Annotated in this window: 17 protein-coding genes; 5 read left to right on the top strand and 12 right to left on the bottom strand. The window is 35.6% G+C overall.

The window, feature by feature from the left end:
- Positions 1–95 precede the first annotated feature (95 nt).
- The 12 genes from BUC16_RS10115 to htpG all read right to left on the bottom strand — a co-directional run bounded on the left by BUC16_RS10115 (position 96) and on the right by htpG (position 11939).
- Positions 96–374 (bottom strand): DUF2805 domain-containing protein, encoded by a 279-nt coding sequence (locus BUC16_RS10115; protein WP_073370319.1) that lies wholly within the window; start codon positions 372–374, stop codon positions 96–98.
- A 119-nt stretch (positions 375–493) separates the two neighbouring features.
- Positions 494–1321, bottom strand: a complete 828-nt coding sequence (locus BUC16_RS10110) for a sterol desaturase family protein (RefSeq protein ID WP_073370317.1) — start codon at positions 1319–1321, stop codon at positions 494–496.
- Positions 1322–1367: 46 nt separating this feature from the next.
- Positions 1368–1970, bottom strand: coding sequence for an alpha-ketoglutarate-dependent dioxygenase AlkB family protein (locus BUC16_RS10105; RefSeq protein WP_073370316.1), 603 nt, complete (start codon positions 1968–1970; stop codon positions 1368–1370).
- Positions 1971–2043: 73 nt separating this feature from the next.
- Positions 2044–2754, bottom strand: coding sequence for an aquaporin Z (gene aqpZ, locus BUC16_RS10100; RefSeq protein ID WP_073370314.1), 711 nt, complete (start codon positions 2752–2754; stop codon positions 2044–2046).
- Positions 2755–2846: 92 nt separating this feature from the next.
- Positions 2847–3749 carry an EamA family transporter gene (locus BUC16_RS10095; RefSeq protein WP_073370312.1) on the bottom strand — a complete coding sequence of 301 codons (903 nt, stop codon included), beginning with the start codon at positions 3747–3749 and terminating at the stop codon, positions 2847–2849.
- A 41-nt stretch (positions 3750–3790) separates the two neighbouring features.
- Entirely contained in the window at positions 3791–4960 is a 1170-nt protein-coding gene (locus BUC16_RS10090) for a DUF1501 domain-containing protein (RefSeq protein ID WP_073370311.1), read from the bottom strand.
- A gap of 10 nt (positions 4961–4970) precedes the next feature.
- Positions 4971–6365 (bottom strand): DUF1800 domain-containing protein, encoded by a 1395-nt coding sequence (locus BUC16_RS10085; RefSeq protein WP_073370309.1) that lies wholly within the window; start codon positions 6363–6365, stop codon positions 4971–4973.
- An 86-nt stretch (positions 6366–6451) separates the two neighbouring features.
- Complete coding sequence (locus BUC16_RS10080; protein ID WP_073370308.1) at positions 6452–6856, bottom strand: DUF2721 domain-containing protein; 405 nt, start codon at positions 6854–6856, stop codon at positions 6452–6454.
- Positions 6857–6985: 129 nt separating this feature from the next.
- Positions 6986–7510, bottom strand: coding sequence for a TlpA family protein disulfide reductase (locus tag BUC16_RS10075; RefSeq protein ID WP_073370753.1), 525 nt, complete (start codon positions 7508–7510; stop codon positions 6986–6988).
- Between the two features lie 327 nt (positions 7511–7837).
- On the bottom strand, positions 7838–8518 hold the full coding sequence (locus BUC16_RS10070) for a trypsin-like peptidase domain-containing protein (protein WP_073370306.1): 681 nt from the start codon (positions 8516–8518) through the stop codon (positions 7838–7840).
- 47 nt (positions 8519–8565) lie between these two features.
- On the bottom strand, positions 8566–9669 hold the full coding sequence (locus BUC16_RS10065; protein WP_073370305.1) for a putative phage abortive infection protein: 1104 nt from the start codon (positions 9667–9669) through the stop codon (positions 8566–8568).
- A gap of 371 nt (positions 9670–10040) precedes the next feature.
- Positions 10041–11939, bottom strand: coding sequence for a molecular chaperone HtpG (htpG, locus tag BUC16_RS10060; protein ID WP_073370303.1), 1899 nt, complete (start codon positions 11937–11939; stop codon positions 10041–10043).
- Between the two features lie 180 nt (positions 11940–12119).
- On the opposite strand from htpG, the gene BUC16_RS17595 reads away from it, so the two are divergent.
- The 5 genes from BUC16_RS17595 (at position 12120) to BUC16_RS10035 (ending at position 15120) form a co-directional block, all read left to right on the top strand.
- Positions 12120–12641, top strand: coding sequence for a lipocalin family protein (locus BUC16_RS17595; protein ID WP_073370752.1), 522 nt, complete (start codon positions 12120–12122; stop codon positions 12639–12641).
- Between the two features lie 6 nt (positions 12642–12647).
- On the top strand, positions 12648–13337 hold the full coding sequence (locus tag BUC16_RS17590) for a YiaD family glycine zipper/OmpA-like lipoprotein (protein WP_073370302.1): 690 nt from the start codon (positions 12648–12650) through the stop codon (positions 13335–13337).
- 101 nt (positions 13338–13438) lie between these two features.
- Entirely contained in the window at positions 13439–13672 is a 234-nt protein-coding gene (locus BUC16_RS10045) for a hypothetical protein (RefSeq protein WP_073370300.1), read from the top strand.
- The gene (locus tag BUC16_RS10040) at positions 13669–13974 is read left to right on the top strand and encodes a hypothetical protein (RefSeq protein ID WP_073370298.1); all 306 of its coding nucleotides are present in this window, start codon (positions 13669–13671) and stop codon (positions 13972–13974) included. Before BUC16_RS10045 ends, BUC16_RS10040 begins: the two co-directional genes overlap by 4 nt.
- Positions 13975–13986: 12 nt before the next feature.
- Positions 13987–15120, top strand: a complete 1134-nt coding sequence (locus tag BUC16_RS10035; protein WP_073370297.1) for a glycosyltransferase family 2 protein — start codon at positions 13987–13989, stop codon at positions 15118–15120.
- Positions 15121–15190: the final 70 nt, after the last annotated feature.

The raw sequence follows: 15190 nt of genomic DNA, 5'->3' as shown, positions 1-15190 counted from the left end.
TTAGATTCTAAAGCCCCGTAATTGTTACAGTCTGTAGTGTTTAAGAAGTAAGTAAAGGTATAAAAAAAACTCCCTATAGGAGTTTAATAATAGTATTAATCGAGTTTGTTTTTAATGTAATATTTGCCGTCTAAATCTTCGTCAAAATCGTCTATTTTAAGAGGTTTCGGTTTAGGCTTACTGGCAGCAGCTTTCTTTTTCCACATTTCAAATTTTTCTGCGGGCATCTTCTTTTTCATAATTTCAAGAACTTCTTTTTCGGCTAAACCAAATTCTTTCTTTATGATTTCAAATGGGTTTCTTTCCTCCAAGGCAAACGTAACAAGTTTTTCTGTTTGCTCCCATGTTAATTCTTTGTGACTACTCTTTTTCATTAGGTGAAAATTAATTCAGGTATTATGTTGATGATTTATAAGTTTGATTTCAAATATATTCCCAATATTAATAAAAAAAATAATTACTTCTTGCCAAAAGGGATTTTTTTTTACTGTTTTTAATTGTTTTTGTGAGAACGGTATTTTTGGAACGGTATTTTTAATAAATTCTTCAATCTATTATGGTTTTCAGGCTCCATGCAAGTGTCTATTCCATAAACAATTTCTTCTTTTGGCAGGTACATGAATGTGCCAAACATTCGATCCCAAATCGAAAAAATATTCCCATAATTACTGTCTGTATAAGGCATTATGTAGTGATGATGAACTTTGTGCATGTCTGGGGAAACTATAAAATAACTCAAAAAAACATCCAGTTTTTTGGGCAGTGAAATATTGGCATGCGTAAATTGTGTCGAAACAACCGAAATGGTTTGATACATAAAAACCATCCACATTGGACTTCCAACAACCAGGATGCCCAGCGTGGTAAAGATAAACCTGATGACACTCTCGCCAGGATGATGCCTGTTGCCAGAAGTGGTGTCAACCCAAGTGTCGGTGTGGTGAATCAAGTGAAAGCGCCATAGGAAATGGACTTTATGTTCAATGAAATGCGCCAAATAAGCACCAATTAAATCCAGCAGCAGCAATCCAACCAACGCATAAAGCCATAACGGCATTTTGGGCAACCATTGCAGCACGCCAAAGTTATTAGCAATAGTCCAATTGGCAGTTTTCAAAAGAATGAAAGCCAAGCTAAAATTGATGATTATGGTGGTCAATGTCAGGAAAAAATTGATTCCGGCATGTTGCCACTTTTTATAATTGAACTTAAAGAGCGGAAAAGCATTTTCTATGAGCCAAAAAAAAGTAATTCCCCCAACAAGTATCAAACTTCTGTGTGAAGACGGAATGGTTGAAAAGTATGCGATAATCTGGTCCATGATCAATTTTTTTATTTCAAATCTAATGATTTTTCAATAATCTTAATTATTGGATAACACGAAATGTTAGATTTATTCTCTCTCCAATGGGTTTTGAAGTTTTAGGAATTTGATGCTTCCAGAAATGTTGGGTGGCTCCTTTCATTAGCAGCAAACTTCCGTGCTCGAGTAAAATATTTTGTTTGAGATTTGGAATCGAATTGTGTTTCAATTGAAAAACTCTTTCTGCTCCAAAACTAACGGATGCAATTATGGGATTGGCGCCCAATTCCTTTTCGTTGTCGGCGTGCCAACCGTTGCTGTCTTTTCCGTCGCGATACAGATTGAGTAATACAGTGGTGAAATTCGTGTCGGTAGCACTTTCGACGCTTGATTTTATTTTTTGCAAAAGCAGGTTCCATGGATGCGGCTGCATTTTGATGTTCGAATAGGAATATGGTTTTCCTTCGTTTCCGAATAAAGCAGTCAATCGAGGTTGTGGATGAATTTTTCCATAAACACGAATCTCGTCTTGCTGCCAAGGGATTTCATTTTTTAATTGGGCAAAAATAGCATCGGCCTCTTTTTGGTCAAAAAAATGGGGATAATAGATTATTGTTGCATCAGGCAGATGCAGTTCTATCGGTTCCGATTGAAAAATTGGATTCATGATACAAAAATAAAGAGAAAAACGAAGATTTTCATCTTTGCTTTTCTCTTTAAAATATAATTAACAAAAGGAATTAGGCCTCTGAATTGTCTTGTAGTAAATTTTTATAGATTAAACCAGCTACAATGGCACCCAATATTGGTGCCAGCCAGAACAACCATAATTGTGATATATGTTCTGTGCCTACAAATAAAGCTTGGGACAAAGAACGAGCAGGATTTACAGATGTATTGGTAATAGGGATACTGATTAAGTGAATTAAGGTTAATGCCAGTCCAATGGCAACTCCCGCGAATTTTCCGTTGGCAAATTTATCGGTTGCACCAAGGATTACAAGAAGAAAGAACATTGTCAATATAAATTCAGCTAAAAAAGCAGATTGCATCGAATAGCCACCTGGAGATAAAGCAGCAAAACCATTAGCAGCAAAGCCATTGGCAGCTTTGGCATCGTCAATGATGAAACTAGTCCTTCCAGAGGCAATTGTGAATAATGTTCCAGCAGCGGCAATGGCTCCAACGCATTGAGCAATGATGTAAGGCACTAATTCCTTGGCAGAAAAACGACCGCCAGCCCACAATCCGAAAGAAACTGCGGGATTAAAATGTCCACCAGAAATATGACCCACTGCATAAGCCATTGTCAAAACTGTTAAACCAAAAGCCAGAGAAACTCCAGCAAACCCTATTCCGTAATCAGGAAATCCGGCAGCAAAAATAGCACTACCACAACCGCCAAAAACCAACCAATACGTACCAAAAAATTCAGCCAATAATTTTCTCATAATGTAAAATTTAGATTGTTAATGTATACGAAGTTAAACTAAATGTGTTTTATAATCAAAAAATTCTGTTGAAATGTTTGATTCTTAGTTAATTATTGCTTGAAAAAGCGATTGAAATTTATGTTCATTATGATAATGGCAAGGATGATGAGCATGATTCCAAACCATTGGGTACCATTCACTTTTTCGTTCAAAATAAAATAAGCCATCAATACGGAAACGGGAAGTTCCAATGCAGAAACGATGCTTCCCAATCCAATTCCGGTAAGAGGAAAACCAATGTTGAACAACAATGGAGGAATAATGGTGCCAAAGAATGCCAAGACAATTCCCCATTTCAGGAAAACATCAAAATTGAAAGGAGTGGTTTGGGTCAAAAAAGCAAATGAAAGAACAACAAAAAATCCGCCAATAAGCATGTACAGACTGCGTTGACTGGAAGAAATTCCCAAAGCGACACGATTGGCGGTAATCATGGTTGCCGTAAAAGATGCCGCCGATAATAATCCGAAGAAAATACCCATCCAGTTTAATGTATTGGAACTTTTGATAAGATTTGTTGCAAAAACAGTTCCTGTCAACACGATGATGGCAGATAGTATTTTTTGCAGGGATGGTTTTTTCTTTTCCAAAAACATTTCAAAAACCACTCCCATCCAAACGGTCTGCATTAATAAAATAATGGCAATGGAAACGGGGACATAATGGAGGGTCATGTAATAAAAAACACTTGTAAACCCTATGGAAGTTCCTGCAGCTACCAAATGAAAAATGTTTTTGGCAGAAGCCTTGACAACTTCTTTACCCTTTTTTGCTTTTTGAAAAGCATTGACAATCAGCATTGCGATTATTCCAATGACAAGCTGGGAAACGGTGACTTCTGGTGTCGTGAATCCTTCGGAATACGCTATTTTTACAAAAGTGGCCAGCATGCCGTAACTGCTTGCACCAATTCCAACGAGAAAGACTCCTTTTAACACGCTATTTTTTGTCATTTTTTGAATTTTAAACGAACAAAGATAACGCTATTACCTTTTTAAAATAAACCTTCCAATGCTTTGTCTTGTATTCCAATTTTGGAGGAATCAAAATTCAATTTGTTTTTCAGGATGGAGGCATAAACACTCCTGAAATCAATCTGGTGTTTCAAATCGCCATTGTCCAAATCCGAAAGATTGGGATTGTTGCCAATGATTTTTCCGCGGTTATTTCCTCCAATGACAAACATAGGTGCGGCCGTTCCGTGGTCGGTTCCTCGTCCGTTGTCTTTTACTCGACGACCAAATTCAGAGAAAACCACAATGGTCACGTTTTGCAATTGTTGTGATTTTTTCAAATCTTCATAGAAACTATAAACGGCATCATTGAGTTCCGTCAATTTATTTTTGTGGATGGCCAATTGATTGTCGTGGGTGTCAAAACCGCCTAGTGATGTATAATACACTTTCGAATTCAGGTTTCCTTTTATCAATTTCGAAATCCATTCCAGATTTTTAGCCAAACCCGTTTTGGGATAAACCACGTCTGAAGCCGCTGATTTTACCAATGCTTTCTGGATTTCATCAGAACCTTCAACGATGGAATTGGCCACTTTTCGAACAAAATCCAGCTGTGGATTGTTGGATAATTGATCGTCGTTTTCAGCTTTGCTTTTGGTTTTGAATCGATTCGGATCTTTTACAGTAATCGAGTTGGGTTCTTCGCCTTTCAAGGCCAAGTTGTCAATGTTGTCAATGTTTATTCCTGCTGTGGGTTGGTGTTCCTTGCATTGCAAATCGAGATAACGACCCAGCCAGCCATCACTTAAATATTCCTGGTTTGTTGGAGCTGTTTGCCAAATTTCCTGACTTCGAAAATGGGAACGAACCGGATTGGGGTAGCCCACATTTTGTATCACCGACAAATCTCCGCTTTGTTGCATACTTGCAAACCCTTTCAAGGAGGGATGAAAAGCCATTCCTTTTGATGAATTCAGAATTTCGGTTTTTGAAAGAGCAATTTTTGGACGCAAGTCATAATAAAGTGCGTCTTCAAACGGGATAAAGGTGTTTAGTCCATCATTTCCACCATTCAATTGAACGAAAACGACGGATTGTTCGCCCAAAACCAAATTATTTTGGGAACCAAAAGAGTATAAAAAATCAGGCAATAGGAGTGAACCGCCTGTAAATGTTCCCGTGAGTGCTAAAAAATTTCTTCTGTTCATGATACTAGACTTAAATGATTTGGAATTCAGGAGTTTTTACCATAAAATTAAACAAACGCATTACGGCATTTTCGGAACCTGCAGTTTTGCTGTCGAAATCGTATTTCAAGATTTGCTCAAAATCCGCTTGGCTACTTTCGTCGGTTTGAAACAGTAATCGGTCTTTGAGTTCTGCAATGATTTGTTTGTTGTTCCCTTCTTTGTCCCAATTCAATTTTACGTTCAACAGTCGATTTGGGTTTTGGTTCATCATAGAATTTTCGTCCATTTCTTTTCTGCCCCGGTTTATATTCTTGCCGTTGCAAAGCAAATCGGCTGTATTGTTTCGTTGCAAAAAAACTTGTGAAGTGAGCCAGGAATTTCCGCCGTCCCAACCTTTCACATTGGGTTGATTGAACAAGTCCATTCCTTGTTCCTTGATAAAAAAAGTGATTAATTTGGTGTTGGGATTGGCAATATTCAGTTCCTCCATTAATTGTAAACTGTATTCCAACGGGTTTTTAATTTTGGAACCCGCATTGTTTTTGGCAAACTCTTCGGTGAAAATTTTGGTCAAGAGCGGTTGGATTTCAAAATCCATTTTCTTGAAATAATCACCATAATAACGCACCAATTCTTCCTTTGGATTGTCGTAAATAAACCATTTCAATATTTTTCGAGTAATTAAATATGGAATATTGGGCTGATCGAAAATGATGTCGATCATTTTATCCACTTTGAAATTGCCTTTTTTTCCAAAATAAACAAAGGGTTCATTGTCCTCGAAATTTTTTCTGTAAATCGCGCTTTCTTCGCCAATGCCCAATCCAGCTAGACCTTTCGACCCATTTTTAATATCGTCTTCCGTGTAATTTCCGATGCCAAGAGTGAAAAGTTCGAGCAATTCCCGACTCAAGTTTTCGTTGAGTTTGCCTTTTCGGTTGTCGGTATTGTCGAGATAACGCACCATCGCATTGCTTTGAATGATTTGCTTGGTCAAGGTTTTGAAATTGCCAAAAGCATTCTCCCGTAGAATTTGATTGTGCTGAAAAACCCAATAATTTATCTTTACTTTTTGGAAAGTGGAAACATAATGATTGTGCCAAAAACAAGCCATTTTTTCACGAAGCGGAAATTCGTCCTTGATCATTTTGTCAATCCACCACCCTTTCATTGCTGCGGAAGTCTGTATTTCTTTTTTTTGCATTTCCTTTTTGGCTTCTGGATTTGCAGCAATTAATGTTTTTCGAAGTTCCTTGTATTCGTTGAATGTTTTTGGACTGTCTTCCAGAAAATCAGGAATTTTTGAATCCAGTTTTGTGGCATAAGATTGTTCCAAGAACTTTTTCAAGCCTATTTTTTCGATAGTTTTTGCCTGTTTTGCCGAATATCCGAGTCGCAAGGACCAAAGCGTGTGTTTGTTCATGATCTAAAGGGCTATAAAAGTTGGACTTGGATTTTGTAAAAGGGTTTAATCGGGTTGTGAATTCTTTTTTATTTTCGAAAAAAGGTTTATTTCACTTCTTTTTTCTCTGTCAAATCGCTCAAATGCAAACGAAGTGCATCAACTGAAATGTTGATTTCCCAAAACGACAAGCCCAATGAAATAAGCAAACTCAGCAAGCTCAACCCAAAAAGATAAACGCCTAATTCTTGCTGGTCCAAGAACAAAAGCAACATCGTGAATACCGACAGGAATAAACTCAAGACTCCGGCCATTTGCATGTAACGAATGAGCGTCAATCGCAAGTTGAGGTTTTTGATTTCCAATAAAACCATGCTGTTTTCTTTTTCTTTGTAAGCTTTTTTTAGTCCTCTAATGATGGTGGCAATGGTAAGAAATCGATTGGTATAAGCGAGTAATATCAATGAAGTGGCGGAGAAAAGTAGGGCAGGAGTTTCAATGTGTACAACCATTTTTTTTTGATTTTTAAAATTTCACTTTCAAAGTTCGTGATTCTTTTTTCAACTTGCAGTTTTTTAAAACAAAAAACCTGCAAATTTTCAATTGCAGGTTTTGATGATTAATTCTATTTTTTTTGACACTTATTTTTTCAAAAGTTTGTCAATTGTTGCTTTTAAATCTTCGAATTCCTCCATGGTAAATCCTGTCGAGGCATAAACCACTTTTCCATTTTTGTCAATCAAATAATTTCTGGGGATGTATTGTTTGGCAAAAAGTGAGTAAACGATTTTACCTTTATCGGCATAAATTGGAAAGGTAAATTTCTTTTGCGCAATGAATTTGTCTATTTCTGCCTGAGAATGATCTCTGCCAAGACTAAGGAGAACAAAATTAGGATTGTCTTTGAGTTTGTTCCATATTTCATTTTCTATCAGCGGCATTTCTTGCATACAAGGACCGCACCAAGTAGCGAAGAAATTAATCAAGATAACCTTGCCTTTGTAATCTGACAAGTTTGCTGTTTTGCCGTCGCTGGTGGTAAACGAAAATTCGGGAGCGGTTTGCTTGAGTTGCACCACGCTCGTTTTCATAAAATCTTCATTGGAATCTTGGCAAAAGCCATAATTGCAGGAAATCGCAAGAATAAACAAAAACAATTTTTTCATGGTCGAGATTTTTGATTTGAAATCCAAATATAGGAATTTTTTCTCAAAAAAAAGACCTGCAAATTTTCACTTGCAGGTTTTGAATTTTCTATTTTCGAAAAGATTCCGAACCAAGTTCGGAATAAGCGATTCACAGCTAGTGCGAGCGTCCCGCTCGTACCCATTTCAATTTGTAATTTCTTTATTTTTATTTTGTTTGTGTGCACGAGCGGGACGCTCGCGCCAGCGGGGGAAGTAGTGGCAAGTTAAAGAAAAATGTAAAAAGAAATTATTAAGCCCAGAGTGTTTTTCAAGAAAGACAAAACAAGCTATTTTGCCAAACGGCCGTTAGGCGACGTTTAGTCTTTCAATAAGTTGTTGAATTTCAATAGCAAAAAGACTTTGTTTAATTTGGACGTCTTCTGGATATCCGATTGACATTAATCCAACTATCTGATTTGTAATTCTGTCAATAAGTGGACCTCCTGACATTCCTTGAATTCCACCATAAGAAGTTTCAATTCCTAGCACATTTTCCATTTTAATATCAGCAGCATTTACAGTCATAACTTTTATTGATTTTACAAAACCTTCACCTAATGCTTTTGTATTATTATAATAGCAACCAGTAATTACGAGTTTTTCATCATTCCAGTTAGCCATTATTCTCGGCATTTGACCGCCAATAAAACCTTCATTAAAACAATATTTACCCACTTCAATTGATGTATTTGAAATAGTTCTAACTGGAATTTGGTATTTCTCTTCCAATTTTATTATTGTTGAATCAATATCTGGGAATTCAATAAGTTTTTCGAGGCTAACTTCAATTACAATGTTCGGTTCGATAAGTAACCAAAATTGACAGTATTTGAATCCTTCATTGGGCGTGAAATCTTTTTTGTTTAGAACATGATTTGCTGTTACCACGATATTATTTTCTATAAAAAAGAAGCTACCAGTTATTCCACCAATAACCGGAGTTTCTCCAATATTATTATATGATAATTTTAATACTAGTCCTGTCATAATGCATATGTTTAAATGTCACCAAACGGCTGTTAATAGCTGTTTTTTTACCAATCTTGTGATTCAAAAAGCGAATCATTTTCACGGTTTTTTTCTTTTTTATAATTATTATTGTAATCAAAAATATCTTCAAGTTTAATATCTAAATGTAATAAATCATTATAAACGTTATGTATCATCCTATAATCTGTAAAAAAATTATTATTATTATCTTGCCATTGTTTGCCAAAACCAGAATACCAATTGTAAAATAGTAAAGCTTGTTCTAAGTTAGAGAGTTGAGCACGTAAAATCCTCAATAAATTTCTTTTTTCTTCATAATTAACTTTTTTTTCTGGTTGTGAAACCACAAATTTCACCGTTTGATATAAGTGTCGATAGTAATGTGCAAGTTGAGATGAATATCCATTAAAAATTGAATAATCAATTCTTTGTGCCAATGAAACAGTAACAACTCCAGTTATATTAGTTAAAGATTTATTGAATTCTTCATAGTCGAGATTGTAAATGTTTGATTGAAGTTTTTTTAAATTTTGATAAAAGACGTGCTTATTTATGTCAAAACTATGTAAACCATGAAACAAAACACCATATGCCTCATTTATAATTTTTTGGTTATCCAAATTTTCATCTTTGAAACTTGCTAATGCTACAATTAATATTAATTCAAATTCATTGATTATATACTCAAAAACTCTTCGGCCAGAAACGATGTTTTCTACAATTTCACGATTAGTATTAGGGTGAATAATTATTTTTTTAGTTGTTAATGACATTTCATTTACATTCTCTTTATGTAACCTAAGCATTTCATAAAATTGATTTTCAAATTTGTCTTTTTCATATTTATTTTGAGTGTCATCCCATTGATGCTTGAATAGGTTAATTTGAAATTTATTAAAAGAAAATTGGATATAGAAGGCTAAAAATGTTACAAGTATTCCAGCTATTGCTACGAATGGATTCATTAAACCTCCAATAGTGTCTCCAATATTTCCAGTTTTAGTAAAATCTAAATCTTGATTTTTTGCCACTTTTACAAAAAAAGATGGTGCAACGCACGAAAATATTAATATAATTAATGCGAGAATTAAAAATATCCAAATAATTGAATCGTTAGATGGTTTAAATTTTTTGTCGTTTTTATCCATGTTATTTCTCCGTTTTTTTTAAAATAGCTACTAACTATTTTATATACACATAAAATTGCCAGTTTTTGTTCTAAATGGTTATGTAATGCGAATGTTTTAGGTTGTGTTTATGCGTAGTATTATTTTATCAAATATATAAATATTTATTTACAAATAATTAAATGAGTTTTTAACTTAAAAAGAAATTGTACTTTGAAAAACTCTATTTGATGGGTGATTATGGTCTATTGGTAAACATTCGTTCTTCGCCAAAATAAAAAGACCTGCAAATTTTCACTTGCAGGTCTTGATTTCCTATTTTCGAAAAGATTCCGAACCAAGTTCGGAATAAGCGATTCATTCCATTTTATTGCATAAAATGGGTTCTCTGCTTATTTAATCAAGTCAAAACTTCTCTTCACGAAAGCCGTAAGCTCTTCGCCTTTCAACAGGTTTTGGGATAATTTGGCCAAGTCCAAAGCTTGTTTTACCAAACCTTCCTGGGTTGTTTTGTCTTCAGTGTTCAAGATATTGGAAGCCAAATCGGAGTTGGTGTTTACCACCAAGTTGTACATTTCCGGCATATTCCCCATTCCGAACATTCCGCCACCACCAGATTGGCTCATTTCTTTCATACGACGCATAAATTCTGGTTGCGTGATGATAAAAGGCGCTGCATTGCTGTCTAAAGCTTCTAGTTGTACAGAATATGCTTTAGGAATATAGGTTTCCAATGAAGCTTTCAAACTTTCTTTTTCGGTATCAGACAATTTAGAAATGGTAGTTTCCTCTTTCTTGATCAAATTATCGATGTGGTCTGAATCCACGCGAACGAAAGTCAACTCTTTATTGTCGCCTTCGATTTTTTGGATCAAATGCGAGATAATTGGCGAGTCTAAAAGCAATACTTCGTATCCTTTTTCTTTGGCAATTTCGATATAAGAGTGCTGCGCTTCTTTGTTTCCAGCGTATAAAACCACCAATTTTCCGTCTTTGTCGGTTTGGTTTTCCTTCAAGTTTTCTTTCAATTCTTCCAAAGTGAAGTATTTGTCATCCACGGTTGGATACAAAACGAAAGCACCCGCTTTTTCGTAGAATTTATCTTCGGAAAGCATTCCGTATTCCAAAACGATTTTGATGTCGTTCCATTTTTGTTCAAAATCTTCACGATTTTCGGTGAACAATGATTTCAATTTATCGGCTACTTTACGGGTAATGTAGTTCGAGATTTTCTTCACGGCGCCATCGGCTTGCAATCCAGAACGGGAAACATTCAATGGAATGTCCGGTGAATCAATCACACCTTTCAACATTGTCAAGAATTCGGGCACGATTCCTTCCACGTTGTCCGTAACGTAAACTTGGTTTTGGTACAATTGAATTTTGTCTTTCTGGATTTGTAAATCAGAACCCAATTTTGGGAAATACAAAATTCCGGTCAAGTTAAACGGATAATCCACGTTCAAATGGATGTGAAACAACGGTTCTTCGAATTGCATTGGATACAATTCGTGGTAGAAGCTTTTATAATCTTCGTCGGTCAATTCCGTTGGTTGTTTGGTCCAAGCCGGATTCGGGTTGTTGATGATGTTGTCTACTTCCACTTCAGTGAAAATTTCGTCTTTGTTTTCTGATTCAACAAATTCACCTTTCTTTTGTTCGATTTTCTCGATTCTGGTTCCAAATTTAATTGGAACAGGCATAAACTTGTTATAGCGATTCAACAATTCCTTGATTTTAAATTCTTCCAAGAATTCCAATGAATCTTCGGCGATGTGCAAAATGATTTCGGTTCCACGACTGGTTTTGTCGGCTGGTTCCAAAGTAAATTCTGGACTTCCGTCGCAAATCCAGTGTGCTGCCGGCTCGTCTTTGTATGATTTGGTGATGATTTCCACTTTGGATGCCACCATAAATGCAGAATAGAATCCAAGACCAAAGTGACCAATAATTCCAGAATCTTTGGCAGAATCCTTGTATTTTTCCAAAAATTCTTCGGCGCCAGAGAAAGCGATTTGGTTGATGTATTTCTCCACTTCATCGGCAGTCATTCCCAAACCTTGGTCAATAATGTGCAGTTTCTTGCCTTCTTTGTCGATTTTTACTTCCAGAATTGGGTTGCCGTATTCTACTTTGGCTTCGCCAATGCTGGTTAAATGTTTTAATTTTAAGGTAGCATCTGTTCCATTGGAAATCAATTCACGCAAAAATATTTCGTGATCGCTGTACAAGAATTTCTTGATCAAGGGGAAGATGTTCTCTACCGAAACGTTAATTTGTCCAGTTGCCATATTTTGAATTTTTATAGTTTTATAATTGTTTACTGCTTACTCAAATAAGATACCAATTTCGACCAAAGTGACAAATTGTCGGAACTGTTAATTTTGATACAAAAAGCTTTTATTTTGAAACATTTTTTGGGTGCTTCATTGTACCTTTGTAACAAGTTTAATCTTATAAAGACTATGAAAATGAAAAAAATAATTACATTGATGATGGTGGTTTTGGTGCTTTTTGCTTGCAAAAGTAAATCCGCAGCAACAAGCGCACCAGTAAAAAGCGCACCGGTTGCCAGCACGAAGTTGGACAAAAGTTCCCAAGTGTTCATCAAAGGAGATTGGGAAATCACCAGCGTGACTTATCCGGGTTCCGATTATATTAAAGTAAGTTCATTTCAAATCGCCGATTCTAAATGTTTCGTTGGAAGTACTTGGCATTTTATTTCGAACAACAACAAAGGGAACATGAGTTTGACAAAGACAGGTTGTCCCGCTTTCAGTTCGCCAATTGTTTGGAGTGTCAACAAGGAAGGTGTTTTTGTACTGAAAATTGTTGAGGCTGGAGTGAAATCAAAAACCGTTACCCAAGGATATTTATTGCGAGTGGCCAATCAAACAGAGACTTCATTTCAATTGATAGACAATATTAATGTTGGTGGTCAAAATAAAGACGTTACTTATCAATTCGAAAAAATCAATTCTACTAAAAACTAAATAATCATGAAAAAAATAACAATTCTAGGAATAAGCGGCTTGTTTTTGTTGGCAACTCTATTTACAAGTTGTGAAGCCACAAAAAATGCCAATAATACTCAAAAAGGGGCAGGGATTGGTGCTGCTGCTGGAGCTCTTATTGGAGGGATTATAGGGAACAATTCAAAAATTGGAACAGCAGGTGGAGCACTTATTGGTGCTGCAGTTGGTGGAGGAACAGGAGCTTTGATTGGTAATAAAATGGACAAGCAAGCCAGAGAAATAGACCAAGCATTGCCGGGTGCAGATGTGGAGAGAGTAGGCGAAGGAATTCGTTTGGTTTTAAATGAAAATGCGGTTCGTTTTGATACGGGTAAAGCGACATTGACCACGACTGCAAAAGCTAATTTGGATAAATTGGTTCCAGTATTTAAAGAATATGCCGATACCAACATCGAAATTTATGGTTATACCGACAGTACGGGAAGTCCAGAATTCAATCTTACTCTTTCTCAAAAAAGAGCCGAATCTGTCAAAAATTATTTGGCTTCGAAAGGATTGGTTAGCAGTCGATTTAAAACAACTGGATTAGGAATTGCCGATCCAATTGCAGCAAACGACACTGCCGAAGGAAGAACTCAAAACCGTCGTGTTGAATTTGCTATTTTGGCAAATGACAAGATGGTGGAAGATGCCAAAAAAGAAGCAGGTCAATAAAAACTTCATTTATAAAATTACTGGAAAGCTGTTTCGTTTTGAAGCAGCTTTTTTTTGTTTTGGAATTATTACGTACATTTGAGTTTTAAAATTCTTTCACGATGGAAAATCCAAAGAAACATTCGATTGATAAAAAACAGGATTCTGTTCAGGAGCCAGCAACGGATTATAAATCCATTTTTAAAGAAAAGCTAGATCCAAACAATACCGATGAACAAGAAGTTTTGTTACGGAAATTATTGGAATTAGGTTTGGAACAAAGCGAAATGGGGTTGGGAATTTCAAGTGAAGAAATGAAAAGGAGAACCAAATTAAAATATCCTTTTCTGAAATGATTTATAGAATTGAATGGAAATCAATTGCAACTTATAGTTATTTTGACGAGATAGATTTCATTTTGTTAAAATGGAATGAAGTCGAAGTTCAGAAATTTGAAGATTTAGTTTACGATTTTCTGGCAACATTATCTAAAACTCCAAAACTCGGAATTTATAAGTCCGAAAAAGATTGTTATTCATTGGTAATCTCAAAACAGACTACTTTGTATTATAAAATCATTGAAGAGAAGTCTCAAATAGACTTGATTTTATTTTGGAACAACTCAAAAAATCCTGACGGCTTAACCAAGTTGCTTTAATAATTCTTGAAAATGCAACTATCCGTCATCATCCTCAATTACAACGTGCGATACTTCTTGGAGCTTTGCGTTCTAAGTGTTCAAAAAGCCATACTAAACATCGATGCCGAAATTATTGTCATCGACAACAATTCCCAGGATGACAGTTGCGAGATGATGAAAAATCGTTTTCCGAACGTGAAACTCATCGAGAACAAGGAAAATTCGGGTTTCCCGAAAGGAAACAACATTGGCGTAAGTCAAGCCCAAGGAGAATATGTTTGCATCCTCAATCCTGATACGGTTGTTGCCGAAGATACTTTTACAAAGGTATTGGCTTTCGCCAAAAAACAAAAAGATTTGGGAATTGTGGGCGTGAAACTCATCGACGGAACGGGAAATTTCCTGCCCGAAAGCAAACGGGGAACTCCAACACCGTTTGTGGCTTTTACCAAAATCACAGGCTTGTATAAAGTTTTTCCAAATACATTCGGGAAATATTATGCCCAACATTTATCCGAAAACGTAACTGGAAAAGTCGAGATTCTCGTGGGCGCTTTTATGCTGATGAAACGGGAATTGTACAATGACATTGGTGGTTTCGACGAGAATTGTTTCATGTATTCCGACGATATTGATTTGTCGTATATGGCGTTGAAGAAAGGAAAATCAAACTATTATTTCCACGAAACTTCCGTTATACATTACAAAGGGGAAAGCACCGTAAAAGATGGAACTTATATGAAAAGATTCCGCGAAGCGATGAATTTTTTCTATAAAAAACATTTTCGGGTGTCCATTTTATTTTCTGTTTTTATGGAAATGGGAATCGTGTTTTTTTCTTTCGTGAAAATGTTTCAAGGAAAATCAAAAACAAAGTTGTCTCCAAAAAAATATATTTTGGTTTCTGACAATGAAATTCTGGGAGAGAAATTAGAAAAACAATTCGAACAAAAGATGGAACTTCAAAAAACAGTGGATTCCTTTTCTGATAAGGGTGCTGCGGAAATCATTTTTGACCAAAATTATCTCGATTTAAAAAACATTATTAAAGCTTTCGAAACCAATAATGGCAACGGTTTTACCTTTAAAATTTTACCTAAAGATTCAGGTTTTATGATTGGAAGCAACAGCAGTTTTGATAGAGGAGAAATTGTGAAAATTTAGATTTTAGATTTAGGTTTTTAGTTTTAAAAATTTTCCGACATTACTACTTTTTGGCAATATTTAAAGTTCG

This window comes from Flavobacterium fluvii (assembly GCF_900129545.1).
Classification (GTDB): Bacteria; Bacteroidota; Bacteroidia; order Flavobacteriales; family Flavobacteriaceae; genus Flavobacterium; species Flavobacterium fluvii.
Note: the sequence above shows the minus strand (reverse complement) of the source record. Positions and strands in the feature narration are given on the sequence as shown.